General features: G+C 71.7%; 22 protein-coding genes. 16 read left to right on the top strand and 6 right to left on the bottom strand.

Going from position 1 to position 26,065, the window contains the following annotated elements; genetic code table 11:
• Positions 1-17: 17 nt before the first annotated feature.
• Positions 18-1,823, bottom strand: coding sequence for a 3-hydroxyacyl-CoA dehydrogenase family protein (locus tag LUX31_RS06915; RefSeq protein ID WP_235473891.1), 1,806 nt, complete (start codon positions 1,821-1,823; stop codon positions 18-20).
• Positions 1,824-2,179: 356 nt separating this feature from the next.
• On the opposite strand from LUX31_RS06915, the gene LUX31_RS06910 reads away from it, so the two are divergent.
• Complete coding sequence (locus LUX31_RS06910; protein WP_235473890.1) at positions 2,180-2,761, top strand: adenylosuccinate lyase; 582 nt, start codon at positions 2,180-2,182, stop codon at positions 2,759-2,761.
• A 21-nt stretch (positions 2,762-2,782) separates the two neighbouring features.
• On the opposite strand, the gene LUX31_RS06905 is transcribed toward LUX31_RS06910, so the two are convergent.
• Both LUX31_RS06905 and LUX31_RS06900 read right to left on the bottom strand, forming a co-directional pair.
• The gene (locus tag LUX31_RS06905) at positions 2,783-3,319 is read right to left on the bottom strand and encodes a GNAT family N-acetyltransferase (RefSeq protein WP_235473889.1); all 537 of its coding nucleotides are present in this window, start codon (positions 3,317-3,319) and stop codon (positions 2,783-2,785) included.
• Positions 3,320-3,383: 64 nt separating this feature from the next.
• Positions 3,384-4,442 carry an Rv2578c family radical SAM protein gene (locus LUX31_RS06900; RefSeq protein ID WP_235473888.1) on the bottom strand — a complete coding sequence of 353 codons (1,059 nt, stop codon included), beginning with the start codon at positions 4,440-4,442 and terminating at the stop codon, positions 3,384-3,386.
• Positions 4,443-4,617: 175 nt separating this feature from the next.
• Here LUX31_RS06900 and LUX31_RS06895 point away from each other — a divergent pair, with 175 nt between their 5' ends.
• The 14 genes from LUX31_RS06895 (at position 4,618) to LUX31_RS06830 (ending at position 22,595) form a co-directional block, all read left to right on the top strand.
• Entirely contained in the window at positions 4,618-5,061 is a 444-nt protein-coding gene (locus LUX31_RS06895) for an SRPBCC family protein (protein WP_235473887.1), read from the top strand.
• Positions 5,062-5,240: 179 nt separating this feature from the next.
• The gene (locus tag LUX31_RS06890) at positions 5,241-7,625 is read left to right on the top strand and encodes an MFS transporter (protein ID WP_235473886.1); all 2,385 of its coding nucleotides are present in this window, start codon (positions 5,241-5,243) and stop codon (positions 7,623-7,625) included.
• A gap of 199 nt (positions 7,626-7,824) precedes the next feature.
• The gene (locus LUX31_RS06885) at positions 7,825-10,302 is read left to right on the top strand and encodes an ATP-binding SpoIIE family protein phosphatase (RefSeq protein WP_235473885.1); all 2,478 of its coding nucleotides are present in this window, start codon (positions 7,825-7,827) and stop codon (positions 10,300-10,302) included.
• 228 nt (positions 10,303-10,530) lie between these two features.
• The gene (locus tag LUX31_RS06880) at positions 10,531-11,256 is read left to right on the top strand and encodes a class I SAM-dependent methyltransferase (protein ID WP_235473884.1); all 726 of its coding nucleotides are present in this window, start codon (positions 10,531-10,533) and stop codon (positions 11,254-11,256) included.
• Positions 11,257-11,586: 330 nt separating this feature from the next.
• Entirely contained in the window at positions 11,587-12,462 is an 876-nt protein-coding gene (locus LUX31_RS06875) for an alpha/beta hydrolase (protein ID WP_235473883.1), read from the top strand.
• Positions 12,463-12,528: 66 nt separating this feature from the next.
• On the top strand, positions 12,529-13,362 hold the full coding sequence (locus LUX31_RS06870; RefSeq protein WP_235473882.1) for a M55 family metallopeptidase: 834 nt from the start codon (positions 12,529-12,531) through the stop codon (positions 13,360-13,362).
• Positions 13,355-14,659, top strand: a complete 1,305-nt coding sequence (locus LUX31_RS06865; protein WP_235473881.1) for a M20/M25/M40 family metallo-hydrolase — start codon at positions 13,355-13,357, stop codon at positions 14,657-14,659. The genes LUX31_RS06870 and LUX31_RS06865 overlap by 8 nt, the downstream gene beginning before the upstream one ends.
• A 15-nt stretch (positions 14,660-14,674) precedes the next feature.
• Positions 14,675-16,633, top strand: coding sequence for a dipeptidyl-peptidase 5 (locus LUX31_RS06860; protein WP_235473880.1), 1,959 nt, complete (start codon positions 14,675-14,677; stop codon positions 16,631-16,633).
• On the top strand, positions 16,630-17,556 hold the full coding sequence (locus LUX31_RS06855; protein ID WP_235473879.1) for a S66 peptidase family protein: 927 nt from the start codon (positions 16,630-16,632) through the stop codon (positions 17,554-17,556). The genes LUX31_RS06860 and LUX31_RS06855 overlap by 4 nt, the downstream gene beginning before the upstream one ends.
• 90 nt (positions 17,557-17,646) lie before the next feature.
• A complete protein-coding gene (locus LUX31_RS06850; RefSeq protein WP_235473878.1) occupies positions 17,647-17,901 on the top strand; it encodes a LapA family protein in 255 nt (84 codons plus the stop codon).
• A 52-nt stretch (positions 17,902-17,953) separates the two neighbouring features.
• Positions 17,954-18,505, top strand: coding sequence for a GNAT family N-acetyltransferase (locus LUX31_RS06845; protein WP_235473877.1), 552 nt, complete (start codon positions 17,954-17,956; stop codon positions 18,503-18,505).
• 163 nt (positions 18,506-18,668) lie between these two features.
• The gene (locus LUX31_RS06840) at positions 18,669-20,066 is read left to right on the top strand and encodes an NAD(P)/FAD-dependent oxidoreductase (protein ID WP_235473876.1); all 1,398 of its coding nucleotides are present in this window, start codon (positions 18,669-18,671) and stop codon (positions 20,064-20,066) included.
• Entirely contained in the window at positions 20,063-21,934 is a 1,872-nt protein-coding gene (locus LUX31_RS06835; RefSeq protein WP_235473875.1) for a transketolase, read from the top strand. Before LUX31_RS06840 ends, LUX31_RS06835 begins: the two co-directional genes overlap by 4 nt.
• A 16-nt stretch (positions 21,935-21,950) precedes the next feature.
• Positions 21,951-22,595 (top strand): GvpL/GvpF family gas vesicle protein, encoded by a 645-nt coding sequence (locus tag LUX31_RS06830; RefSeq protein ID WP_235473874.1) that lies wholly within the window; start codon positions 21,951-21,953, stop codon positions 22,593-22,595.
• Between the two features lie 32 nt (positions 22,596-22,627).
• On the opposite strand, the gene LUX31_RS06825 is transcribed toward LUX31_RS06830, so the two are convergent.
• From LUX31_RS06825 to LUX31_RS06815, 3 genes are all read right to left on the bottom strand, one after another.
• The gene (locus LUX31_RS06825) at positions 22,628-22,798 is read right to left on the bottom strand and encodes a hydrophobic protein (RefSeq protein WP_235473873.1); all 171 of its coding nucleotides are present in this window, start codon (positions 22,796-22,798) and stop codon (positions 22,628-22,630) included.
• Positions 22,799-22,860: 62 nt separating this feature from the next.
• Positions 22,861-23,694 carry a class I SAM-dependent methyltransferase gene (locus LUX31_RS06820; RefSeq protein ID WP_235473872.1) on the bottom strand — a complete coding sequence of 278 codons (834 nt, stop codon included), beginning with the start codon at positions 23,692-23,694 and terminating at the stop codon, positions 22,861-22,863.
• Positions 23,695-23,792: 98 nt separating this feature from the next.
• Positions 23,793-25,286 (bottom strand): bifunctional phosphatase PAP2/diacylglycerol kinase family protein, encoded by a 1,494-nt coding sequence (locus LUX31_RS06815; protein WP_235473871.1) that lies wholly within the window; start codon positions 25,284-25,286, stop codon positions 23,793-23,795.
• 105 nt (positions 25,287-25,391) lie between these two features.
• Here LUX31_RS06815 and LUX31_RS06810 point away from each other — a divergent pair, with 105 nt between their 5' ends.
• Positions 25,392-26,051, top strand: a complete 660-nt coding sequence (locus tag LUX31_RS06810; RefSeq protein ID WP_235473870.1) for a histidine phosphatase family protein — start codon at positions 25,392-25,394, stop codon at positions 26,049-26,051.
• Positions 26,052-26,065 lie beyond the last annotated feature (14 nt).

The following is a 26,065-nucleotide window of genomic DNA, read 5'->3' as shown; positions in this document are numbered from 1 at the left end:
ACCGGTCGCCCTCCCCGTCAGCGGCGGGCATATTCGCGGAAGCCGCGGCCCGTCTTGCGGCCGAGGCAGCCCGCGGCCACCAGATGCTCCAGGAGCGGCGCGGGGGCGAGGCCCGGGTCACGGAACTCGCGGTGCAGGACCTTCTCGATGGCCAGGGAGACGTCGAGTCCGACCACGTCCAGCAGCTCGAACGGGCCCATCGGGTAGCCGCCGCCCAGCTTCATCGCCGCGTCAATGTCGTCAAGAGATGCATAGTGCTCCTGCACCATCTTGATCGCGTTGTTGAGATACGGGAAAAGCAATGCGTTGACGATGAATCCGGCTCGGTCACCACAGTCCACGGCATGCTTCTTGATCTTGACGCAGACCTCGCGGACCGTTGAGTGGACGTCGTCGGCCGTCAACACCGTACGGACGACCTCGACCAGTTTCATCGCGGGCGCCGGGTTGAAGAAGTGCATGCCGATCACGTCCTGGGGACGCGAGGTGGCGCGGGCGCAGGCGATGACCGGCAGGGACGACGTCGTGGTGGCGAGCACCGCGCCCGGCTTGCAGACCTTGTCCAGCGTCGCGAACAGCTGCTGCTTGATCTCCAGGTCCTCGGCGACGGCCTCGACGGCCAGATCGACGTCCGCGAAGGCGTCGTACGAGCCCGCCGCGGTGATCCGGTCGAGGGTCTGCGCGGCGGCCTCGGCGGTCAGCCGGCCCTTGTCGACGGAGCGCGCGAGGGACTTGCCGATCCTGGCCTTGGCGATCTGGGCCTTCTCCTCGCTGCGGGCGGCCAGGACCACCTCGTACCCGGCCTTGGCGAAGACCTCGGCGATCCCGGAGGCCATGGTCCCGGAGCCGGCGACACCGACGGAGCGGACCGTGCGGCCGGGGGTCTCGGGGGCGCCGGAGAGCGGGGTCAGGGCGTCCGCCACGACCGTGGAGCTGCCGGGTGCCTCGTACGAGTAGAAGCCGCGTCCCGACTTACGGCCCGTCAGGCCCGCCTCGCTGAGCTGCTTGAGGACGGGCGCCGGGGCGTGCAGCCGGTCGTGGGACTCGGCGTACATGGCCTCCAGGACCGTACGGGCCGTGTCGACGCCGATCAGGTCGAGCAGGGCGAGCGGGCCCATCGGCAGCCCGCAGCCGAGCCGCATCGCCGCGTCGATGTCCTCCCGGGAGGCGTACTTCGCCTCGTACATCGCGGCAGCCTGGTTGAGATAGCCGAACAGCAGCCCGTCGGCGACGAATCCGGGGCGGTCGCCGACCGCGACGGGCTCCTTGCCCAGCTCGATCGCCAGATCGGTGACCGCGGCGACGGCCTGCGGCGCGGTCAGTACCGACGAGACCACCTCGACCAGCTTCATCGCCGGCGCGGGGTTGAAGAAGTGCAGGCCCAAGACGCGCTCGGGTCGCGCCGAGTCGGCGGCGAGACGGGTCACGGAGAGGGCGTTGGTGCCGGTCGCGAGGATCGTCTCGGGGCGCACGATGTCGTCGAGGGCGCGAAAGATCTGGTGCTTGATCTCGTACGACTCCGGCGCCACCTCGATGACCAGGTCGGCGTCTGCCGCCGCGCGCAGGTCGGTGGAGGTGCGGAAGCGGGCGAGGAGGTCCGCGCGCTCCTGTTCGGTGAGCCGGCCGCGCACCACGGCACGGGCGGTCGAGGACTCCAGGGCGGCGACGGCCTTCGCGGCCGTGGCCTCGCTGATGTCGATGCCGACGACCTCGCGGCCGGCCCGGGTGAGGACCTCGGTGATGCCGGTGCCCATCGTGCCGAGGCCGACCACGGCGACGGTCCCGAGCGGGGACGGAGAGGGGTGGGACAGGGGAGTGGCCATCGCGGGACTCCAGAAATGAGGGTGGTGACGACTGGGAGCACGACGGGTGCGCCGAGGGGGCGCACCGGGTGCGAGAAGGAGTGCGGGTGTTGCCGGGCTGCGAGCGCACACGCCCGGAGAAAGGTGGATCCGACGGCCCTGTCCCAAGGCCGTGCCGTACTGCGGTACTTGACGTACCGAACCGACCAGCACTCACGACGGCTGCGTCACCAGGCCGTCGTAAGCAATCATGCGAGTGGGTAACTCGCTCGTCTGAGCTTAACCGGTGGGTAACGAGCGCGCCAGCCCCCGAATTTGTGATGTACGTCCCGAGATCCTGCCCACGCGGCCCTGTTGCCGCACCTAATCTCGGTTTTATGGACGAAGAGTTGCGATCACTCACGGAGCGCTTACGGGCCGAGGCCGGGGCAGGTGCCTCGAAGGTGTACGAGGACCTGGCGGCGACCGAGGACCCGGACGCGCTGGCCGATGTCCTCACCGCGCCCGGACAGCCGCTGTGGGCAAGGGAGTTGGCCGCCTTCCGGCTCGGACTCGCGGGCGACCGGCGGGCCTTCGAGGCCCTCGTCCTCCTCCTCAACCACCGTGACCCGCAGCGCTGTGCCTCCGCCGCGTACGCCCTGGCCCGCCTCGGCGATCCGCGCACGGCCCGCGCGGCGGCCGCCCTCGCGACCAACGAACTGCGCGTCGCCTACGCCCTGCACCCGGTCCGGCTGCTGGCCGAGCTGCACGCCCCCGAGTCCGTGCCCGCGCTGATCACCACACTGGCCCGCCGCCTGAAACCGCACGACCCCTACCGCCGGGTGGCGCTCGCCTGTGTGGAGGGGCTGGGCACGCTGGGGGACCGGCGCGCGGCCCCGGTCCTGAACGAGGCACTCGCGCACCCGGCCCTCGCGGAGGCGGCGGTGCACGCGCTGGCACGCATCCCCAAACAGAGGTGAGCCGACGGCAGTGGTGAGCCGTCAGCGGGGCAGCACGCGCGCGTACCGCACTTCCGGTACGGCGACCCCGTCCACGTCGAAAGGTTCCTCGGCGCCATCGGCCGCGAACCCCGCCCGCTCGTAGAACCGTCGTGCGCGGTCGTTGCCCTTGAGGACCCACAGGAGCATGCGCCGGTGCCCGGCGTCGGCGCACCGGCGGACCGACTCCCGCAGCAGCGCCGGCCCGACCCCGGCGCCGAACTGCCCGACGTCCACGTAGATCGCGTACAACTCGGCGTCGTCGGTACGGAATTCGCCGTCCCGGTAGGGCCCGTGACAGGCCCAGCCGACGACCCCGCCGGCTCGCTCCGCCACGAGGTTCACGACCTCCGACCCGGCCCCCACGAAGAACGCGCGCCGCCGCTCGGCGTCGTCCGCCACGCTGAGGGCGTCGAGGTAGGGCTGCGGCATCAGGCCCTTGTAGGCGTGCTGCCAGCCCCGGATGCGGATCTCGGAGACGCGCTCGCAGTCGGCGAGGGTCATCTCGCGGACGAGGATCGGGTCGTTCGGGTCGTTCATGGCGGCACCCTAGGCGTTTCGCCCGCGCGGAGACCTCCGAATTTTCGGGCCTTCGTCCGGGCCCTCAGAGAAGGGTCAGCTGGACCGGTTCGGGCGCCGCGGCCCCGGGGACGAGGGGGTCGGGCTCCACGGAGGCCGGGTTCCTGCGGGGCATCCCCGCGCGCGTGGGGCCCATCCCGTACTCCTGGGCCAGGTCGTGGACCTGGCGGGTGATCCGGCGCTGGTACCACTTGGGGGCGTAGGCGCCCTCCGCGTACAACCGCTCGTACCGGCGCACCAGATGCGGGTGGTGGTGTCCGAGCCAGGCCATGTACCACTCGCGGGCGCCGGGGCGCAGATGCAGCACCAGCGGGGTCACGGAGGTTGCCCCGGCGGCGGCGATCGCCTGCACCGTGGCCCGCAGTTGGGCCGGGTGGTCGCTGAGGAAGGGCAGTACCGGGGCCATCAGCACCCCGCAGCCGATGCCGTGCTCGCCCAGCGTCCGTACGACGTCCAGGCGCCGTTCCGGAGCGGGTGTGCCCGGCTCGACCGTGCGCCACAGCGCCGGGTCGGTGAAGCCGACGGAGACCGAGATGCCGACGTCCGTGACCTGCGACGCCTGCACCAGGAGGTCGAGGTCGCGCAGGATCAGCGTGCCCTTCGTCAGGATCGAGAAGGGGTTCGCGTGGTCGCGCAGGGCGCTGAGGATGCCCGGCATCAGCCGGTAGCGGCCCTCCGCGCGCTGGTAGCAGTCGACATTGGTCCCCATCGCGATGTGGTCGCCCAGCCAGCGGCGTGAGCCGAGCTGGCGGCGCAGCAGGTCCGGCGCGTTCACCTTGACGACGATCTGGGAGTCGAAGCCGAGGCCGGTGTCGAGGTCCAGATAACTGTGCGTCTTGCGGGCGAAGCAGTACACGCACGCGTGCGTGCAGCCCCGGTACGGGTTCACCGTCCACTCGAACGGCATGCGGGAGGCCCCCGGCACCCGGTTGATGATCGAGCGGGCCCGGATCTCGTGGAAGGTGATCCCGCGGAACTCGGGGGAGTCGAAGGTACGGGTGGTCACCGCGTCCGCGCCGAACAACGCGGCGTCGGTCCGGCTGGAGCCGGAGCCGGATTCCACTGTGAGGTTCTCCCAGCGCATGACACCTCCTCGGTAGCACTGACCCGAGAATAGAACACATGTTCCCTTGATCGTGCGAGCGTATGTTCGAGTCCTGTGAAGCTCCTCGATAGTCCGGACCCCGATTTGGGTGGGCGGGCGGCGGGGTGGTTGGGTGAGCGCGAACCCCCGAACACCCAGCTGCTGGAGGAACGCAATGGCGCAGGTCGAGGCCACCACGGAGCGCATCGTCGCGGCGGACGCGGAGACGGTGTTCGACGCCCTCGCCGATTACAGCGGCACGCGCTCGAAGGTGCTGTCCGAGCAGTTCAGCGAGTACGAGGTGCGCGAGGGCGGCGACGGCGAGGGCACCCTCGTCCACTGGAAGCTCCAGGCGACCAAGAAGCGTGTCCGGGACTGTCTGCTGGAGGTCAGCGAGCCCACCGACGGCGAACTCGTCGAGAAGGACCGCAACTCCTCGATGGTCACCACCTGGCGCGTCACCCCGGCGGGCGAGGGCAAGTCGAGGGTCGTCGTCACCAGCGTCTGGGACGGCGCCGGCGGCATCGGCGGCTTCTTCGAGCGGACCTTCGCCCCCAAGGGCCTCGGCCGTATCTACGACGCCGTCCTCGACAAGCTCGCCACCGAGGTGGAGAAGTAGCCCAAGGGCAACCTCCCAAGCGGCAACCTCTCAAGGGGCGTTGGCTCGCCCCCCGTACCCCTCACCGGTTCGAGTGGATCTCCACCCCCGTGCAACGGTACGCCGTAACTCGTCGCGCTTGCTCACAGTTGTCGCCCAAAGCGGGAATTGTGCGGTAGGTGCGGCGAGGGGAGCGGTACATGGGCGGGATCACTCTGGTGCAGGACGAGCCGACGACCGCACCCGCGCCACCCCCGGCCGAACCCCCGCAACTCGGCCCGCGCCAGGTCCGGTTGGTGTTCTTCGGGCTCATGCTCGCGCTGCTGCTCGCCGCCCTTGAGCAGATGATCGTCGCGACCGCGCTCCCGAAGATCGTCGGTGAGCTGCACGGCCTGGACAAGATGTCCTGGGCGATCACCGCGTATCTGCTCACCGCCACCGTCGGACTGCCGGTCTACGGCAAGCTCGGTGATCTCCTCGGCCGCAAGGGCGTCTTCCAGTTCGCGATCGTCGTGTTCGTCGTCGGCTCGGCGCTGGCCGGCTGGGCGCGCACGATGGACCAGCTCATCGCCTTCCGTGCCCTCCAGGGCGTCGGTGCGGGCGGGTTGATGATCGGCGTGCAGGCGATCATCGCCGACATCGTGCCGCCGCGTGAACGCGGGCGCTTCATGGGCCTGATCGGCGCCGCGTTCGGCCTCGCCTCGGTCGCCGGGCCCCTCCTCGGCGGCTACTTCACCGACCATCTCTCCTGGCGGTGGTGCTTCTGGTTCAACGTCCCGTTCGGGCTGCTCACGCTCGCCGTCGTCACCGTCGTGCTGAAGCTGCCGAAGCCCGCCGCCAAGGCCCGGCTCGACCTCCTCGGGGCGCTGCTGCTCGCCGTGGCCTCGACCTGCCTGGTGCTGCTGACCAGTTGGGGCGGCACCGAGTACGCGTGGGGCTCGCGCGAGATCCTCGGGCTCGGCGCCGGAGCGGTCGTCGCCACCGTGCTCTTCCTCGTCGCCGAGCACTTCGCGCCCGAACCCCTCATCCCGCTGCGGCTGTTCAGGGACTCCGTCTTCAACGTCACCGGTCTGGTGGGCCTGGTGATCGGCGTGGCGCTGTTCGGCGCCGCCAGCTATCTGCCGACCTTCCTGCAGATGGTCGACGGTGCCACCGCCACCGAGTCCGGACTGCTGATGCTGCCCATGATGGCCGGCATCGTCGGCGCGTCGATCGTCTCCGGGCAGCTCATCAGCCACACCGGCCGTTACAAGATCTGGCCGATCCTGGGCGGCGCCCTGTCCGTGTTCGGCATGTGGCTGCTCTCCCGCCTCGAAGTGGACACGCCCCGGCTGCACTACAGCCTCTGGATGGCCGTCCTCGGCGCCGGTATCGGCATGGTGATGCCGGTTCTCGTCCTCGCCGTGCAGAACTCCGTGCGCCCCGCCGACCTCGGCACCGCGACCAGCGCCAACAACTACTTCCGGCAGATCGGCGGCAGCGTCGGCGCCGCGATCTTCGGCACGCTGTTCGCGAACCGGCTCGCCGAGTCCCTGGAGAACAGCCTCCCCACGCGCGCGGGAGCCCGTCTCCCCGACCCCGACTCGATCACCCCGCAGCTCGTCCACGCGCTCCCCCCGGCGCTGCGCGACAGCTACATCAGGGCGTACGCCGACGCCATGCCGCGCATCTTCCTGTACCTCGTGCCGGTGCTCGTCCTCGGCCTCCTCATCGCCTTCTTCCTCAAGGAGAAACCGCTGGTGTCCCACCACACCGCCCCCGCCGACCTCGACTCCCCAGGACCCACGGCTCCCCTGGCGATCCCGCAGGCCAGGGCGCCGTACACCGCCGGAATCCCGGTGTGCGGCACCGTGCAGCACCCGGACGGAACCGTCGTCCCGCGCGCGGCGCTCACCCTCATCGACGTCACGGGGGCGCAGATCGGGCGCGGCGCGAGCGCCGAGGACGGGCGGTACGCGCTGTCCACGCCCGGCGCGGGGGCGTACGTCCTGATCGCCGCGGCGGGCGGTCACCAGCCGCAGGCGGTCACCGTGACCGTCGGCGAGCGTCCCGTCGAACTGGACGTCGTCCTCGGCGGCGCGGGGCACCTCGTGGGCCAGGTGCTGACCGCGGACCGCTCGCCGGTCCGGGACGCCACCGTCACGCTCACCAACGCGCACGGCGAGGTCGTCGCCACCACCCGCAGCGGACGCGAGGGCGGGTACGTCATCACCGAGCTGGTGGCCGGCGAGTACACTCTCGCCGCCAGCGCGCCCGCGTTCCGCCCGACCGCGCTCCCCGTCCTGGTGCGCGCCTCCCGGGAGACCCGCCAGGACGTCGAACTCGCGGGCGGCGCCGTCCTGAAGGGCACTGTGCGGGCCGGTGGCGGACGGCCCGTCGAGGACGCGCGTGTGACGCTGCTCGACGCGGCCGGGAACGTCGTGGACACGCTCACCACCGGAGCCGACGGAACGTTCCGGTTCGTCGACCTCTCCTGCGGCGAGTACACGGTCATCGCCTCCGGCTACCCACCGGTCGCCACCGTCCTTCAGGTGGCGGGCGGCGACCGAACGGAACGCGACCTTCAGCTCGGGCACGACGACTGAGCCCCAGGTAAGGGCGCCGAGAAGGAGGCAGACCGGCCGGTCGGTCCTGGCGTACCGGCGTGCGGGGCGCGCGGCTGTGCGCCGGAGCGGACCGGTGAAGACCAATTAGCGGATTGCCACACATCGCGACCGACCGGCGCCGTACCGTGGTGGCGACGGCACAGATCTTGCGGAGCCGTGGGAAGAAGGGGCCTGCGCCATGGACCGTGGCACCGAGACGGGCGCGACTCCCGGCCGCGGGGCCGGGGAGAGTGCACCGGCGGAGCACGCCGCTGCGGGCCGTATCCCGTTGGCCGTGGTCGTCGTCGACCGCGAAGGCCTCGTCTCGCACTGGAGCCGGGGCGCCCGGCGTCTGTTCGGCGCATCCAAGGAGCAGGCCCTCGGCCAGCCCGCCGTCGACCTGCTGCCCGTCTCCGGAGCCCTCCCCGACGACGGCGACAGCGATGGCGACGAGGACGCCACGCCGTACGGCGCCCACCTCGCCGACGACGGCCTCGGACCCGACCTGGAGTCCTCCCTCGACGGCCGGCTGTCCTACCCGGCGTCGGGCCGCGCCCGCCTCACCGTGCCGGGGCGTGACCGCGTGGACGTCCTGTGGTGGGCCTACCCCCTGGTGGGCCCCGGCCACGGGCGCCTGCTGGTGCTGGCCGCCGACACCGACGTACTGCGCCAGGAGGACGACGAGATCGCCGTCGAGCGCATCGCGCCCGGCTTCGCCCTGCACACCAACTTCCCCGGCGCCGACGAACTCGCCCGCAGGCTCCCCGAGATCCTGCCCAGTATGAGCGTCGAGGAGGGCGCCCGCATCGTCGCCCAGATCCTCGAACTGGGCTATCCCGTACTGGAGTTCAGCCAGAACGACCTGGTTCCGGTCACCCCCGACTGGGGCGTGCCCCGGCGCGCCGAGCGCAAGGCCCGCCGGGAGCGGGCGGCCCGCGCGGCGCAGGCCGGCGAACCCCTGCCCGAGGACCTGAAGGACGACGTCCAGGACCTCGAATACGCGGCCGTGCGCGAGCGGTTGGAGTTCCTCAACGACGTCAGCGGACGCATCGGCACCTCGCTCGACCTGTCCCGCACGATCATCGAGGTCAGCAAGGCCGTCGTACCCCGCTTCACGGACGTCGCGGGCACCTATCTGCGCGAACAGGTCGTCGCGGGCGAGGGGTTCCCCGACGGTGTGCCCGACACGACGACGATGTGGCACCGGGTCGCCCTCGAACACACCGATGAACCAGGCCGCTGGGACGACGTCGTACCGGTCGGCGAGGCCATGCCGTTCCCGGCGCACACCCCGTTCTTCCGGTGCATGACCAGCGGTCAGCCCGTGCTCGTGCCGCGCATCAGCGAGCAGATGGGCCACATGATCGCCTCGCAGTTCGAGAAGCGGGACATCCGGCCGCTGATCACGGGCCGCTCCATGCTGGTCGTCCCGCTGAAGGCACGCAATGTCGTCCTCGGCTTCATGATCCTGCTGCGGCATCCGGAGCGCGTCGAGTTCAACGACATGGACCGTGTCACCGGCGCCGAACTCGCCGCCCGCGCGGGCCTCGTGCTCGACAACGCGCGTATGTACACCTACCAGGAGAGCGTCGCCGAGACCCTCCAGGACAGCATGCTGCCGCACATCCCGCCGCGCATGGCGGGCTGCGACATCGCCACCCGCTATCTGCCCGGCACCCTCCTCGGCCGGGTCGGCGGCGACTGGTTCGACTCCGTGAAACTGCCGGGCGCCCGCACCGCGCTCGTCGTCGGCGACGTCATGGGACACGGCCTCAACTCGGCCGCGATGATGGGCCAGTTGCGTACGGCCGTCCAGACCATGGCCGCCATGGACATCCCGCCCGCCCAACTCCTGCGCAATCTGGACGACCTGGCCCAGCGCCTCGGCGACACCTACCTCGCGACCTGCCTGTACGCCGTCTACGACCCCATCGCGAGCGAGCTGCACATCGCCAACGCGGGCCACATCCCGCCCGTGCTGGTCCGTGCCGAGGACGGCGGCAGCGAGCTGCTCGACCTGCCCACCGGTGCGCCCATCGGCGTCGGCGGAGTGCCCTTCGAGGCGGTACGCGTGCGCGTGGAGCCCGGCGACCGGCTCGTCATGTGCACCGACGGACTGGTCGAGGTGCGCGGGGAGGACATCGGCGTCGGCCTGGCGACCCTCTGCGAGTCCGCCGCCCACCCGGCCGCCTCCATGGACGACGCCTGCGACACCATCATCCGCGCCCTCAACACGCGTGGTGGCCGCAAGGACGACGTGGCGCTGCTGCTGGCCCGGCTGAACGGCATCGAACCCGACGACGTCGCCGAATGGCGGCTCGCCCTCGACCCCGCCGAGGTCGGCCGGGCCCGTGCCGTGGTCCGCGAACAGCTCTACGACTGGGGCCTCGACAAGCTGGTCGACAGCGCCTCGCTGCTGGTCAGCGAACTCGTCACCAACGCCGTACGGCACTCCCACGGACGGCCGCTCGAACTGCGGCTCGTGCGGGGCGAGACCCTGCTGTGCGAGGTGGACGACGACGACCACAGCCTGCCCACACTGCTCGACACCGAGCCCACGGCCGACTCCGGGCGCGGACTGCGCGTGGTGAGCACGCTGGCCCGGGAGTGGGGCACGAGCCGTACGGGCGCGGGCAAGACCGTGTGGTTCGAACTCACGTTGCCCCGCCGACGCTGAAGCTCCGACCGGGGCGGCCACCGGGGCTGCTCCCGGATTGTCAGTGCCCTGTGTTTGGATTGATCGTGCCACGGGGTCGGGGGAGGCGTACGAGACGCACACCGGCGCATACCTCTCGAACGAGCGGTGAAGGTATGCGCGGTGTGCTTGTCGGCGCAACCGGGGCGCGGTAGACCGAACTGGCCCGTCACCTCGGACGGGCCGCCGTCGCACCCTGGGGAGTTGGCCATGAGCGTGTCGAGTCGGTACAGGGAGTCCTGGGAGGGCTTCTGGCGCGAGGCTCCCCACGGACAGGGGGCCGTCTTCTGGGACTCGGAGCCGATGCTGACCGCCGGCCTCCACCTCGCCGTCTTCGAACCGCACATGGCGGACTTCGAGTTGCCCCTCCTGGACCTCGGCTGCGGCAACGGCACCCAGACCCGCTTCCTCACCGACCGCTTCACCCGCGTCATCGGCGCCGACCTCTCGCCCGCGGCCCTGGACCGCGCCCGCCGCGCCGACCCGGAGGCCGCCGCCGAGTACGAACTGCTCGACTGCGCCGAGAAGACCGAGGTCGACGAACTGCACGCGAAGCTCGGCGACACCAACGTGTACATGCGCGGGGTGCTCCACCAGTGCGACGCCGACGACCGGCAGACCCTCGTCGACGGCATCGCCACCCTCATCGGACGGCGCGGCCGGGCCTTCCTGGTCGAGCTGTCGCAGGACGCGCGCCCCATCCTGATGGACCTCGCCGAGAGCCCCGAGGGCCCGCCGCCCAAGCTGCGCCCGGTCCTACAGCACGGCATCGCACCCGGCGAGGTGGCGGACTCGGCGGTACCCGTGTACCTGGGCGCGGCGGGCCTGGAGACCCTCGCGAGCGGCGAACTCCCGCTCACGACAACGGAGTACACCTCGGAGGGAACGCGGGTCGTGCTGCCGTCGAAGTGGGTGGTCGTGAAGCGGGCCGACTGAGCCCGGCGTGCGGCGAGGATCGAGGGGTTCCTCGCTGACGACGGCCGTGGACGCGCTGGTCGTGGCGGGCCCGGCACGCAGAAGCCCGGCATCCGCTGGACCGGCCTCCCGGCCTGTCGCTCAGGCCGTCGCACCCGTCGACAGGGCGTGAGCAGCCGTACGCCTCCCGAGGCCCCGGACGTACACGTTCGCTGCGGCCGACGTGCCGCCGGGCGTCGGGCGGGCCTACGGTCGGGAGGGCGGGACCGTGACGTCGGGCACCGCCCGGCCGCGTTCCCGCGTACCCCTGGAGCGCGACCGGATCGCCACGGACAAGGGAGCAGCCCCGCCATGACCCCTCCCGACGCAGCCCTGGCGCCCGTCTCACCCGGTGTACGGACCATCACCCTGGACGCCGACGGAGTCGTCCTGTCCGCCCTGCTCCGCGAGCCCCGGACGCCGCCGCGCGCGGTGGTGGTCGCCCTGCACGGCGGCGGCATGAGCGCCGGCTACTTCGACGGCCAGGCGCATCCGGATCTCTCCCTGCTGACCCTGGGCGCGAGCCTCGGCTACACGGTCCTCGCCCTGGACCGCCCCGGCTACCGGCACTCCGCCGCCCGGCTGCCCGAGGGACAGCACCTCACCAGCCAGGCGCACTCCGTGCTCGCGGCGCTGGACGACTTCACCTCCCGGTACGACACCGGCGCCGGGCTGTTCCTGCTGGCCCACTCCTACGGCGCCAAGGTGGCGCTGAGCGCCGCCGCGGACCCGGCGGCCCGGAACCTGCTGGGGCTGGACATCTCCGGCTGCGGCCATGTGTACGCCGTCGGCGGGCACGAACCGTTCGACCCGGCCGGTCCCGGACACCGGGTCAGGAACTGGGGGCCGCTGCGCCTGTACCCGCCGGACACCTTCCGCGCCAGTGCCTCGGTGGTGGCGCCCATGCCGCACCGGGAGCGGAGTGATGTGGCCCGCTGGCCGGAACTGTTCCCGGGCATCGCCGCACGCGTGCGCGTGCCGGTGCGGATGACCTTCGCCGAGCACGAGGGCTGGTGGCGCCATGATCCGGAGACCCTGGCCGGGATGGCGGCCTGCTTCTCCGGCTCCCCGCGCGTGGTCGTCGACCGGCAGCCCGACGCCGGCCACAACATCAGCCTCGGCTGGACGGCCCGCTCGTACCATCTGCGGGCCCACGCGTTTCTGGACGAGTGCCTGCCCCGGCAATGAGAAGGAGATTCACGACCCCCGAGCGGCCCTGGCACCGAGGTTCGCCGCCGCGTAATGTGACGCAGCGTGAAGATCCTCATCAGCGCCGACATGGAGGGCGCCACCGGCGTCACCTGGCCGGCCGACGTGCTGCCGGGCACCCCGCAGTGGGAGCGCTGCCGTTCGATGTTCACCTCGGACGTCAACGCCGCCGTGCTCGGCTTCTTCGACGGCGGCGCCGACGAGGTGCTGATCAACGAGGCCCACTGGACCATGCGCAACCTGCTCCTGGAGCGGCTCGACGAGCGGGTGGAGATGCTCACCGGGCGCCACAAGTCGCTGTCCATGGTGGAGGGCGTGCAGCACGGCGACGTCGACGGCATCGCCTTCGTCGGCTACCACGCGGGCGCGGGCATGGAGGGCGTCCTCGCCCACACCTACCTCGCCAACTCCATCACCGGCGTGTGGGTGAACGACGTACGGGCCAGCGAGGGGCTCCTCAACTCCCATGTGGTCGCCGAGTACGGCGTACCGGTCGTGCTCGTCACCGGGGACGACCTCGCCTGCGAGGACGCGCTCGGATACGCGCCCGAGGCGCTGAAGGTCGCCGTCAAGGACCATGTGTCGCGGTACGCCGCCGTGTGCCGTACGCCCGCCAGGACCGCCGCCGACATCCGGGCCGCCGCGAAGGAGGCCGCCACGCTGGCCGTACGGCACGAGCCCGTCGTCGGCGGGCCGTTCACCGTCGCGCTGGAGTTCGACGCCGAGCATCTCGCCATGGCCGCGACCGTCGTGCCCGGTGTGGCGCGGATCGGGGAACGGAAGGTGGCGTACACCAGCGGCACAATGTACGAGGGCATTCGTACCTTCAAGGCGGTCACGACGATCGTCTCGGCCGCGGTGGAGGAGCAGTATGGCTGAGCAGCAGGCGCTCGACGAGGTGGTGTCGTTCACCTCCGATCTCATCCGGATCGACACGACCAACCACGGCGGCGGCGACTGTCAGGAGCGCCCCGCCGCCGAGTACGCCGCCGCGCTGCTCGCCGAGGCGGGGCTCGAACCCACGCTGCTCGAACGGACCAAGGGGCGCACCAACGTCGTCGCCCGGATCGAGGGCACCGACCCCGCCGCCGACGCGCTGCTCGTGCACGGACACCTCGACGTCGTGCCCGCGCAGGCCGACGACTGGAGCGTGCACCCCTTCTCCGGGGAGGTCCGCGACGGCGTCGTCTGGGGGCGGGGCGCGGTCGACATGAAGAACATGGACGCGATGATCCTCGCCGTCGTCCGCGACTGGGCCCGCCAGGGCGTCCGGCCCCGGCGCGACATCGTCGTCGCGTTCACCGCCGACGAGGAGGACAGCGCCGAGGACGGCTCCGAGTTCCTGGCCGCCGAACACCCCGGGCTGTTCGAGGGGTGCACCGAAGGGGTCGGCGAATCAGGGGCGTTCACCTTCCATGACGGCGCCGGACGGCAGCTGTATCCGATCGCCGCAGGTGAACGCGGCACGGGCTGGCTCAAGTTGACCGCCAAGGGACGCGCCGGACACGGCTCGAAGGTCAACGACAGCAACGCCGTCACCCGCCTCGCCGCCGCCGTCGCGCGCATCGGCGCGCACGAGTGGCCGCTTCGGCTCACTCCGACCGTGCAGGCCGCTCTCACCGAACTCGCCGCCCTCTACGGGATCGACTTCGAGCTGGACGACGTCGACGGCCTTCTCACCAAGCTCGGGCCCGCCGCCCGGCTCGTCGAGGCGACCGTCCGCAACAGCGCCAACCCGACCATGCTGAACGCCGGTTACAAGGTCAACGTGATCCCCGGCGAGGCCGTCGCGTACGTCGACGGACGCTTCCTGTACGGCTGCGAGGACGAGTTCCGCGCAACCCTCGACGAACTCACCGGCCCCGAGGTCGCCTGGGAGTTCCACCACCGCTCGGTGGCCGTGCAGGCGCCCGTGGACTCACTCACGTACGCCCGGATGCGCGCCGCCGTCGGGGAGTTCGCGCCCGAGGGGTACGTTGTGCCGTACTGCATGTCCGGTGGCACCGACGCCAAGCAGTTCTCGCGGCTCGGGATCGCGGGGTACGGATTCGCGCCGCTGAAGCTGCCCGAGGGCTTCGACTACCAGGCACTCTTCCATGGTGTCGACGAGCGTGTCCCGGTCGAGGCGCTGCACTTCGGCGTCCGGGTCCTCGACCGGTTTCTGCGGACGGCCTGACCAGTGGGGGAGACAGTGCAGACACTGCCGTACGGATCGTGGCCCTCGCCCATCGACGCCGTACTGGCGGCCGAGCACGACGGGTCCCCCGAGTACGTGGGCTTCGTCGGGGACGAGGCATGGTGGACCGAACCCCGGCCCACCGAGGGCGGACGGCGCACTCTCGTGCGGCGGCGCGCGGACGGCTCCCAGGAGCAGGTCCTGGACGCGCCGTGGAACGTGCGCAGCCGGGTCATGGAGTACGGCGGGCATCCGTGGGCGGGGGTGGTGCGCGACGGCGGTTCGGTGGTCGTGTTCGTCAACTTCACCGATCAGCGGCTGTACTGCCTGGAGGAGGGGCACGAGCCGCGCCCGCTCACGCCGTTGTCCGAGGTAGGAGGCGGACTGCGGTGGGTGGAGCCGCAGTTGCGGGTCGAACTCGGTGAAGTCTGGTGCGTAGTAGAGGAGTTCACCGGCGACGGGCCCACCGATGTGCGGCGGGTGCTCGCCGCCGTGCCGCTGGACGGATCGGCGGCCGACGACCGGGACGCCGTACGCGAACTCACCGACGACCGGCACCGGTTCGTCACCGGGCCCCGGATCTCGCCCGACGGGCGGCGCGCGGCCTGGCTCGCCTGGGACCATCCGCGGATGCCCTGGGACGGCACCGAACTGGTCCTCGCGGACGTGGGTGACGGCGGCACGCTGAGCGGGGCCCGGACCGTCGCCGGCGGGCCCGAGGAGTCGGTCGCGCAGGTGGACTGGGCGGGCGACGGGTCGCTGCTGTACGTCAGCGACCGCTCCGGCTGGTGGAACCTGTACCGCGACGATGTGCCCGTCTGCCCCCGGCCGGAGGAGTTCGGCGGGGCGCTGTGGAAGGTCGGGCAGCGCTGGTTCGCACCCTTGGAGGGCGGTCTCGTCGCCGTCGTGCACGGGCGCGGGGCGACCGCGCTCGGCGTACTGGACACCGAGACCGGCGACGTCGTCGACGCGGCAGGACCCTGGACCGAGTTCGCGTCCACCCTCGCCGTGCACGGGGAGCGGGTCGTCGCCGTCGGGGCCAGCCCGCGCAGCGCGTACGAGGTCGTCGAGCTGGACACCCGTACGGGACGGGCCCGGGTGATCGGCGCCGCCCATCACGACCCGGTCGACCCCGTGCACTATCCCGAGCCGCAGATCCGCACCTTCACGGGCCCCGAGGGCCGGGACATCCACGCGCACATCTACCCGCCCCACCACCCCGGGTACATGGCGCCCGCCGACGAACTGCCCCCGTACGTCGTGTGGGCGCACGGCGGGCCGACCGGGCGGGCGCCCCTCGTGCTCGACCTGGAGATCGCCTACTTCACCTCCCGGGGAATCGGCGTCGCCGAGGTCAACTACGGCGGCTCGACCGGGCACGGGCGCGAGTACCGCAACCGGCTGCGCGAGCAGTGGGGCGTCGTCGACGTCGAGGACTGCGCGGCCGTCGCGCTCGCCCTCGCCGACGAGGGCACCGCCGACCGCGCCCGGCTCGCCGTCCGGGGCGGCAGCGCGGGCGGCTGGACCGCGGCGGCCTCCCTCACCGGTACCGACGTCTACGCCTGCGGCACGATCCTCTACCCCATCCTCGACCTGGCCGGCTGGGGCTCCGGGGAGACCCACGACTTCGAGTCGCAGTACCTGGAGACCCTCGTCGGCCCGCTCGCCGAGGTCCCGGGCCGCTATCTGGAACGCTCGCCCGCCGAGCACGCAGCCGACATCACCGCGCCCTTCCTGCTCCTGCAAGGACTGGACGACGTGATCTGCCCGCCGGTGCAGTGCGAGCGGTTCCTCGCCCGGCTCGCGGCGGAGGGACGGCAGGTGCCGCACCGGTACATCGCGTTCGAGGGGGAGGGGCACGGATTCCGGCGGGCGGACACGACCGTACGCGTCCTGGAGTCCGAACTCTCCCTGTACGCACAGGTCTTCGGCCTGAACCCGCCCGGCGTCCCGACCCTGGAACTCACCAAGTGAAGCCGCTGGTACGGCCGTCGAGGCTGACCCCCGGCGCCCGCGTGGCCGTCGTCGCGCCCAGCGGGCCCGTGCGCGAGGAGCGGCTGCAGGCCGGGCTCGACATCCTGCGCGGCTGGGACCTCGACCCCGTCGTCGCACCTCATGTCCTGGACCGGCACGGGGAGTTCGACTATCTCGCGGGTACGGACGCCGACCGGGCCGCCGACTTCCAGGCCGCCTGGTGCGACCCCACGGTCGACGCCGTGATCTGCGCGCGCGGTGGCTACGGCGCGCAGCGCATGGTCGACCTGCTCGACTGGGACGCGCTGCGGGCCGCCGGGCCCAAGGTGTTCGTCGGCTTCAGCGACATCACCGCGCTGCACGAGGCGTTCGCGGTCCGCCTCGAACTCGCCACCCTGCACGGACCGGCGGCGTCCGGCGTCGACTTCGTCAAGAACGCGCGGGCACAGGAGCATCTGCGGGCCACGCTCTTCGATCCTGAGTCGGTACGGGTCATCAGTGCCGCAGCTGGTTCCGTGCTGGTGCCCGGGCGGGCCCGGGGTGTCACCCTCGGCGGCTGCCTGGCCATGCTCACCAGCGACCTGGGCACCCGGCATGCCCGGCCCGGTGCGCGCGGCGGGCTGCTCATGATCGAGGACGTCGGGGAGAGCGCGTACCGCATCGACCGGACCCTCACCCAGCTCCTGCGCGCGGGCTGGCTCGACGGCGTCGCCGGGATCGCCCTCGGCTCGTGGGAGCGGTGCGGTCCGTACGAGGGGCTGCGTGCCGTGTTCGCCGACCGGCTCGGCGGGCTCGGGGTGCCGGTGCTGGAGGGGTTCGGGTTCGGGCACTGCGAGGGGGCGCTGACGATCCCGTTCGGGGTGGCCGCCGAACTGGACGCGGACGCGGGGACGCTCACGCTGGAGGAACCGGCGCTGCGGTGAGGGGAGTGGGCGTCGGCCTTCGGCGTGCGCTCACCCGTCCGGCGTACCTCCGGGCGCGCGGGAAGCCCTGGATCGGCCCATGCTGGCTGTATGAGCCCGAAGACCTCCGAGAGCGGCGGCAAGGCCGGTGGCGGAACCGGTGGTGCGCGGGGGCTGCTGACGCCCACCAGGGTCGCCGTCGGGGCGCTCGCCCTGCTCGCCCTGATCTTCATCTTCGAGAACACCCGCGCCACCGAGATCCGGCTGCTGATCCCCGAGGTGACCATGCCGCTGTGGATGGCGCTGCTCGGCACGGCGGTCATCGGCGCCCTCTGCGGGGCCTACTTCATGCGGCGCCGCCGGTAGGAAAGAGCGCAGGTGGGGGGCGGTGAACAGGCGGCTCGCGTAAGGTGTCCGGGTGTCTGAGCGCCGTGGATTTCTCGCCGAAGGGCCCCGCGTGGGCATACGCCCGTTCACCTATGAGGACGGTGCCGAGTTCATCGCCCGGGTGCGGGAGAGCAGGGAGCTGCACCACCCCTGGCTGGCCCCGCCGGCGAGTCCGGACGCGTATGCCGCGTATGCCGGGCGGTTGATCGAGGACCCGACCAAGGCGGGGTTCCTCGTGTGCGAGAAGGGCGACGGCGGTGCCGTCGCGGGGTTCATCAACATCAACAACATCGTCCAGGGCGGCTTTCTGTGCGGGGCCCTCGGGTACGGGGCCTTCGCGCACGCGGCCGGGCGGGGGCTGATGGGCGAGGGGCTCGATCTCGTCGTGCGGTACGCGTTCGGGCCGCCGCTGCGGCTGCATCGCCTGGAGATCAACGTGCAGCCCGGCAACACCGCGTCGATCGCCCTCGCCCGGCGCTGCGGCTTCCGGCTGGAGGGGTTCTCGCCGGACTTCCTGTACATCGACGGGGCCTGGCGGGACCACGAGCGGTGGGCTATTACGTCGGACATGGTCAAGGGCTGAGCGCTTCGGGGGTGCGCGGTTTGTTCACCGCGGCCCGGTGGGGGCTGGTCGCGCAGTTCCCCGCGCCCCTTTGGGGCGCGGTCAGGCCGCAGGCCGACGTTTGGGGGCTCTGGCCAGGGGGACGCGGAAGGTTCCGTACGCGCGACATCGCCGGAGGCGAAACGTGAGTCGACCCCGCATCCTGATCGTCGGTGCCGGCTTCGCCGGGTATCAGACGGCCCGCAGTCTGGCCCGGCTGACCCGGCAGAAGGCCGACATCACCCTGCTGAACCCGACCGACCACTTCCTGTATCTGCCCCTGCTGCCCCAGGTCGCCACCGGTGTCCTGGAACCTCGCCGTGTCACCGTCTCCCTCCCCGGCACCCTCCGCGATGTGCGCCTGGTGCTCGGCGAGGCCGAGGCCGACGGCATCGATCTCGACGCGCGCACCGTGCGCTACACCGACCCCGAGGGCGGACACGGCACCCTCGGCTACGACCGGCTCGTCCTCGCCGTCGGCAGCGTCAACAAGCTGCTGCCCGTGCCCGGCGTCGCCGAGAACGCGCACGGCTTCCGGGGACTGCCCGAGGCGCTGTATCTGCGCGACCACGTGACCCGGCAGATCGAGCTGGCGGCCACCGCCGACGACCCCAAGAGCTGCGCCGCCCGCTGTACGTTCGTCGTGGTCGGCGCCGGCTACACCGGCACCGAAGTCGCCGCGCACGGACAGCTGTTCACCGAGGCGCTGGTCCGCAAGCAGCCCTTGCGCGAAGGCCTGCGGCCACGCTGGCTGCTCCTCGACATCGCACCGCGTGTCCTGCCCGAGCTGGACGAGAAGCTCTCGCGCACCGCCGACCGGGTGCTGAGGCAACGGGGCATCGACGTACGGACGGGAACCTCGGTGAAGGAGGCCACCGACGGTGGAGTGCTGTTGTCCGACGGGGAGTTCGTCGAGTCGCGCACCTTGGTGTGGTGCGTCGGGGTCCGGCCCGATCCTCTTGTCGAGAGCATCGGATCGCCTCTCGAACGCGGGCGGCTGATCGTCGACCCGTATCTCCAAGTACCGGGCCACCACGAGGTGTTCGCGTGCGGGGACGCCGCCGCCGTGCCCGATCTGAACAATCCAGGTCAGTTCACGGGAATGACCGCGCAGCACGCCTGGCGGCAGGGCAAGGTCGCGGCCCGCAATGTCGCCGCCTCGCTCGGCATCGGCTCCCGCCGCGTCTACCGCCATCGTGACCTGGGGTTCGTCGTCGATCTGGGCGGGGTCAAGGCCGCCGCCAACCCGCTCGGTGTCTCCCTGTCCGGGCCGCTCGCCGGTGCGGTCACCCGCGGCTACCACCTCGCGGCGATGCCCGGAAACCGGGTGCGCGTCGCGGCGGACTGGCTGCTGGACGCCGTACTGCCGCGCCAGGGCGTGCAGTTGGGGCTCGTACGGTCCTGGTCGGTGCCACTGGACACGGCGTCGCCGGAGCTGGCGCGGGTGCCGGAACAGCACTCGGCGCGAGCTCCGGAACAGCCCTCGGGGCAGGCTCCGGAACAGCCCGGGGCACCGTCCGAGGCAACGGAAGGAAAGTCGTGACTACCCTCGAACCCCTGCACAGCACCGCCGAACTCGCCGAGCTGGGACAGCAGTTGCGCGTCGACAGCGTCCGAGCCGCCGACGCCGCGGGCTCCGGGCATCCGACCTCGTCCATGTCCGCCGCCGACCTGATGGCCGTACTCCTGGCCCGTCACCTCCGCTACGACTTCGACCGCCCGGCCCACCCCGGCAACGACCGTTTCGTCCTCTCCAAGGGACACGCCTCGCCGCTGCTCTACGCCGCCTACAAGGCAGTTGGGGCCATCGACGACGCCGAGCTGCTCACCTTCCGTACGCTCGGCAGCCGGCTCGAAGGGCATCCGACGCCCCGGCGGCTGCCGTGGGTCGAGACGGCCACCGGGTCGCTCGGCCAGGGGCTGCCCGTCGGCGTCGGGATCGCGCTGGCCGGCAAGCGGCTCGACCGCACCGGGTACCGCGTGTGGGTGCTGTGCGGGGACAGCGAGCTGGCCGAGGGGTCGGTGTGGGAGGCCGCCGAGCACGCCTCGTACGAGCATCTCGACAACCTCGTCGCCGTCGTCGACGTCAACCGGCTGGGGCAGCGCGGACCGACCCGGCACGGGCACGATCTCGACGCCTACGCCCGCCGGTTCAAGGCCTTCGGCTGGCACACCGTCGAGATCGACGGACACGACGTCGAGGCCGTCGACCGTGCCTACACCGAGGCCGAGTCCACGACCGGGCAGCCTGTCGTCATCCTTGCCCGCACCCTCAAGGGCAAGGGTGTCGCCTCCGTCGAGGACCGTGAGGGACTGCACGGCAAACCGCTGCCGGACGCCGACGAGGCGATCGCCGAACTCGGCGGCCCGCGTGAGCTGCGCGTCCGCCCGCCCGAGCCGCGCGCCGCCCGCGCCCTGCACTCCGTACGCGCCGGGCACCTCGAACTGCCCCGCTGGGACAGGGAGAACGAGGTCGCCACCCGGGACGCCTACGGGCAGGCGCTCGCCGCGCTCGGCAACGCGCGGGGCGATGTCGTGGCCCTCGACGGCGAGGTGAGCGACTCGACACGCGCGGAGGCCTTCGCCAAGGAGTTCCCCGACCGGTTCTTCGAGTGCTACATCGCCGAACAGCAACTGGTCGCCGCCGCCGTGGGGTTGGCGTCGCGCGGCTGGATCCCGTACGTGTCGACGTTCGCGGCCTTCCTGACCCGCGCGCATGATTTCCTGCGGATGGCGGCGGTCAGCGGGGCCCGGATCAACGTCGTCGGCTCGCACGCGGGCGTCGCCATCGGACAGGACGGGCCCTCCCAGATGGGCCTGGAGGACCTGGCGATGTTCCGTGCGCTGTACGGCTCGACGGTGCTGTATCCGTGCGACGCCCACCAGACCGCGCAGCTCGTCGCCACGATGGCCGGTCTCGACGGCATCGGCTATCTGCGCACCTCACGCGGCGGGACACCGGGGCTGTACGGGCCCGGCGAGGAGTTCCCGATCGGCGGCAGCAAGGTGCTGCGCACCGCCGGGCGCGAGGACCGGCTGACGGTGGTCGCGGCGGGCGTGACCGTCCACGAGGCCCTGGCCGCGGCCGACGCGCTCGGCGCCCAGGGCATCCCGGTCCGGGTCGTCGACCTGTACTCCGTCAAGCCCGTCGACCAGGTCACCCTGCGCCGGGCCGCCGAGGAGACCGGCTGTCTGCTCACCGTCGAGGACCACCGCGAGGAGGGCGGCATCGGCGACGCGGTCCTCGACGCCTTCCTCGACGGACGCCCGCTGCCCCGCCTGGTACGCCTCGCCGTCCGGACGATGCCCGGCTCGGCGACCCCTGACGAGCAGCTGCACGCCGCGGGCATCGACGCCGACTCGATCATGGCGGCGGGCCGGATGCTCGTGGAGGAAGCGATCACGCCGTGAGGACGAGGAGACCCCGATGACCCGACTGCGGTACGTCTACGCCGTCTGCCGTCCCTTCGACGCGGCCCTGCAGGCCCAGTTGACGGGGGTCGCGGGTGTCCCGCCGAAACTGCTCACCCATCACGGTCTGGTCGCCGTCGTCAGTACGGTGCCGGAGGCGGACTTCGCCGAGGAGCCGCTCCGGCAGCGGACGGACGACGGCGACCGGGCCCACCACGCCGTGATCGACGCGCTGACCGCCGTCACGACCCCGCTGCCCCTACGGCCCGCCACCGTCTTCCGGGACGACAGCGCCGTACGCGTGATGATCGAGGAACGCGAGGACGACTTCCGGCGCGCTCTCGACCGCTTTTGCGGGCGGGTGGAGTGGCGCGTGAAGGTGTATCTCGAAGGCCTCGAAGAGAACGCCGAGGTTTTCGCCGGGCAATTGCACCGGACTCTTTCTCGGTACGCCGAGGACCACCGACTGTACGCGTCGCCGAATGTCCTCGAAGCGGCCTATCTTGTGACGCGCGAGGATTCCGAGCAATTCGTGGAACTGGTCGACCGGACAAAGCGTGAGGCGGACGGTATCGCCCCTGGACCGAGGGTCGAACTCACCGGCCCCTGGGCCGTCTACTCCTTCTTCGGCAGTGGCACGGGTTGCGGCCCGAGGTCCTGAATCAGGACCTCGGGCCGCTCGGACCCTTGTGGCTACCAGCGATACCAGCGGCCCCTTGCGCCGCCCGCACCCGTGCCCCGCACCAGGAATCCCAGTAGCCAGACGACAAGGACGATCAGCGCGATCCACCAGAGTATCTTCACCGCGAATCCGGCACCGAAGAGAATCAGGGCCAGAAGCAGTACGAGCAGAATCGGAACCATAGTGTGAACCTCCTGCACACCGGGTTTCCAGAAATCCACGACTCAGACATCGGCCGGGCGAATCATGAGGCCTTTCGGCAGAGAATCTCGCCGTGCGGCACGGTGAACCAGGCGTCCTCCCGGCGCCCCCACTCCCGCCACGCCTCCGACACCGCCCGCAGCTGCTCCACAGTCGCGAGCCCACCCTCCGTGGCCCGGTCCGCGTACGCCGACGCCAGCGTCCGGTCCGCCCACAGACCGCTCCACCAGGCGACCTCGTCGGTGTCCGCGAACGTCCACGTACTGGACGTGGCCGTGATGTCCGTGAGACCGGCCCGCAGCGCCCAGGACTTCAGCCGGCGTCCCGCGTCCGGCTCGCCCCCGTTGGCGCGGGCCACCCGCCGGTACAGGTCCAGCCAGTCGTCCAGCCCCGCCGACTCCGGATACCAGGCCATGGCCAGGTAGTCCCCATCGCGGACGGCGATGTACCCGCCCGGCTTGGTGACCCGGTGCATCTCGCGCAGCGCCCGCACCGGGTCGCCCACGTGCTGGAGCACCTGATGGGCGTGGACCACACAGAACGTGTCGTCCGGGAAGTCCAGCGAGTGGACGTCCGCGACCGCGAACTCCACGTTGCCGAGGCCCCGTTCGGCCGCCGTGGCCCTGGCCTGGTCCAGGATGCCCGGCGCCCGGTCGACGCCGGTGACATGGCCGTCGGGGACCAGTTCCGCCAGGTCGGCGGTGATCGTGCCCGGGCCGCAGCCGATGTCCAGGATCCGCATGTGCGGCTTCAGCGAACCGAGGAGGTACGCGGCCGAGTTGGCGGCGGTGCGCCAGGTGTGCGAGCGGAGCACGGACTCGTGGTGCCCGTGCGTGTAGACGGCGGTCTCCTGCGGCTGCGACTGCGGCTTGGACATGACCGTGCCCCTTCTCGTCTTCTCGGCTCGTTCTCCTTCACCGTACGCAGCCGTGCCGAATAATGAGACCAGCGTCTTGGAGTGTGGACAACCGGCGGTCAGTTCCGGCCGAGCGGGCGGTAGACCGTCAGCGCCTCCGGGAGCTTTTCGAGCGTCACGCCGCCCGTCACCTCCGTGACCTCGCCGTCGTACGCGAGGAGGGTCCCCGGCGTCACGTCGTCCACGTGGAGACGGTGGACCCGGACACCCGCGTGGGCGGGGGAGCGGGTCAGCGGGCCCGCCACAGCCGCCGCCAGGAGGCGCAGCGCGGGCCGCCGGCCGCCGTGCACCACCCGTACGTCGAGCCGCCCGTCCGCCAGGTCGAGCCGGCGGGCCGGTACGAGGCCCAGGCGGTGGTAGGTGCCGTTGCCCGCGAAGAGCAGCCACAACGGGTGTGTGCCGCCCCGGAACTGGGCCTCCAGGGGATGACTGTCGGTGCGCAGGACACGTGCCGCCGCGACCACCCCGGCCGGCCAGCCGCCGATCCGGTCCGACCAGCGCTCACGCTCGCGCACCAGCTCCGGATAGACGCCCAGGCTGCACGTGTTGAGGAAGACGCCCTCCTGCTCCCCGGACCGGAACCGGCCCACGTCCACCCGCACCGCCTCGCCCTGCCGCACCGCCCGGCCGACGTCCCGGACGTCCGCCACCCCCAGGTCGAGCGCGAAGTGGTTGAGCGTGCCGCCGGGCAGGACCACGAGCGGCTTTCCGTGCCGCAGGGCGACCTCGGCGGCCGTGTTCACGGTGCCGTCGCCGCCGCACACCCCGAGCACCTGGCAGCGGGCAGCCGCCTTCTCCAACTCGTCCCGTACGTCCTGTGGCGCGCACTCCACGATCTCCGCCAGCGGCAGTACGTCACCCAGTGCGCGGGCCCGGTCGGCGGTGGCCGCCGCCGTGTTCGCCACGAGGATCAGCCCCTCGCCGTCGGGCAGTGCGGGGGCCGTCGCGTGCGGCGGGCCGGGGGGCGTGGACTGGTCGCGGGTCGGCACGAGTGCTCGTACGGCGAACGCGGCGCCCGCGCCAAGGACCGCGCCCGCCAGGACGTCACTGGGGAAGTGGACGCCGGTGTAGACCCGGGACATCGCCACCGAGAAGGCGACCGGCGCCACCACCGCCCCGAGGCCCCGGGACTCCAGGGCGACCCCGGTCGCGAAGGCCGCCGCCGACGCCGAGTGACCGGACGGGAACGACGTGGTGATCGGCTGCCGCTTCAGCTGCCTGACCAGCGGTACGGGGTCCAGCACGGGGCGTGGCCGGCGTACCGAGCGCTTGCCGACCGTGTTGATCGTCGCGGAGGCCACCGCGAGGGAGGCCAGGCCCCGGACGGCGGCCCGGCGGGCCCTGGGGCTCCCGGTGGCCGCCAGGGCGGCCGCCGTCGCCATCCACAGGACGCCGTGGTTCGCGCTGCGGCTCAGCCTCGGCAGGACGCGTTCGGCGCCCGGCCAGTGCAGGGTGGCGGCGGTCTCGAACAGCCGGGAGTCCAGATTCAGCAGGTGTTTGCGCAGGGCGTGGCGGCCGGGCAGTGGGACGGTGAGGTCGATGTCTGCGGTCATGACGCTCTGGGTACCCTGAAGTGAGCCCTTTTGTCTTGTCGAACGCGTCGGTTGTGCGTGTTGTGGGGCTTGTCGCAAGTGTCGTAGGGCGAGAGGAAAACCCGTATGCGTCTGCTCCTCATCCGGCACGGTCAGACCCCGTCGAACGTGTTGTATCTGCTGGACACCGCAGTTCCGGGGGCCGCACTGACCGAGCTGGGGGAGCGGCAGGCCGCCGCGCTGCCGGAGGCGCTCGCGGGCGAGGACATCGACGCGCTGTACGCGTCCACCCTGATCCGTACGCAGCTGACCGCCGCTCCGCTGGCCGGGGCGCGTGGCCTGGACGTCCTGGTGCGGGACGGGATCCGGGAGGTGTCCGCCGGGGACCTGGAGATGCGGGGGGACGCCGAGGCGGCGGATCTCTACATGACCACCGTCTTCGCGTGGGCGGCCGGTGACACGGAGCTGCGCATGCCGGATGGGGAGAACGGGGTCGAGGCGCTCGGGCGGTTCGACGCGGTGGTGGCGGAGGCCGCCGAGAGTGGGGTTGGCACCGTCGCCATGGTCAGTCATGGCGCCGCGATCCGGATGTGGGCGGCGGCCCGGGCGGACAATGTCGACGTGGCTTTCGCCGCCGAGCATCGGCTCGACAACACTGGTGTGGTTGTTCTGGAGGGGTCGCCGGTGGATGGGTGGAAGGCGGTGTCCTGGGCGGGGGCGGTGGTGGCTGCGGCCGGGCCGGGTGAGAGTGGGCCTGCTGGAGAGCTTCTGGGCTCCGCCGGGTAGGCGGTTCTTTGGCC

The sequence above is a fragment of the Streptomyces sp. GQFP genome (genome assembly GCF_021545335.1).
In the GTDB taxonomy this organism is placed as follows: domain Bacteria; phylum Actinomycetota; class Actinomycetes; order Streptomycetales; family Streptomycetaceae; genus Streptomyces.
The sequence above is the reverse complement of the archived record's forward strand: the minus strand, read 5'-3'. Positions and strand labels throughout refer to the sequence as shown.

Excerpts from the sequence above, each read along its gene's own strand:
- LUX31_RS06915 (WP_235473891.1), bottom strand. The coding sequence starts at position 1,823 with ATGGCCACTCCCCTGTCCCACCCCTCTCCGTCCCCGCTCGGGACCGTC.
- LUX31_RS06910 (WP_235473890.1), top strand. The coding sequence starts at position 2,180 with ATGGACGAAGAGTTGCGATCACTCACGGAGCGCTTACGGGCCGAGGCC.
- LUX31_RS06885 (WP_235473885.1), top strand. The coding sequence starts at position 7,825 with ATGGACCGTGGCACCGAGACGGGCGCGACTCCCGGCCGCGGGGCCGGG.
- LUX31_RS06900 (WP_235473888.1), bottom strand. The coding sequence starts at position 4,442 with ATGCGCTGGGAGAACCTCACAGTGGAATCCGGCTCCGGCTCCAGCCGG.
- LUX31_RS06850 (WP_235473878.1), top strand. The coding sequence starts at position 17,647 with ATGAGCCCGAAGACCTCCGAGAGCGGCGGCAAGGCCGGTGGCGGAACC.
- LUX31_RS06820 (WP_235473872.1), bottom strand. The coding sequence starts at position 23,694 with ATGTCCAAGCCGCAGTCGCAGCCGCAGGAGACCGCCGTCTACACGCAC.
- LUX31_RS06815 (WP_235473871.1), bottom strand. The coding sequence starts at position 25,286 with ATGACCGCAGACATCGACCTCACCGTCCCACTGCCCGGCCGCCACGCC.
- LUX31_RS06895 (WP_235473887.1), top strand. The coding sequence starts at position 4,618 with ATGGCGCAGGTCGAGGCCACCACGGAGCGCATCGTCGCGGCGGACGCG.
- LUX31_RS06875 (WP_235473883.1), top strand. The coding sequence starts at position 11,587 with ATGACCCCTCCCGACGCAGCCCTGGCGCCCGTCTCACCCGGTGTACGG.
- LUX31_RS06865 (WP_235473881.1), top strand. The coding sequence starts at position 13,355 with ATGGCTGAGCAGCAGGCGCTCGACGAGGTGGTGTCGTTCACCTCCGAT.
- LUX31_RS06890 (WP_235473886.1), top strand. The coding sequence starts at position 5,241 with ATGGGCGGGATCACTCTGGTGCAGGACGAGCCGACGACCGCACCCGCG.
- LUX31_RS06825 (WP_235473873.1), bottom strand. The coding sequence starts at position 22,798 with ATGGTTCCGATTCTGCTCGTACTGCTTCTGGCCCTGATTCTCTTCGGT.
- LUX31_RS06830 (WP_235473874.1), top strand. The coding sequence starts at position 21,951 with ATGACCCGACTGCGGTACGTCTACGCCGTCTGCCGTCCCTTCGACGCG.
- LUX31_RS06810 (WP_235473870.1), top strand. The coding sequence starts at position 25,392 with ATGCGTCTGCTCCTCATCCGGCACGGTCAGACCCCGTCGAACGTGTTG.
- LUX31_RS06905 (WP_235473889.1), bottom strand. The coding sequence starts at position 3,319 with ATGAACGACCCGAACGACCCGATCCTCGTCCGCGAGATGACCCTCGCC.
- LUX31_RS06880 (WP_235473884.1), top strand. The coding sequence starts at position 10,531 with ATGAGCGTGTCGAGTCGGTACAGGGAGTCCTGGGAGGGCTTCTGGCGC.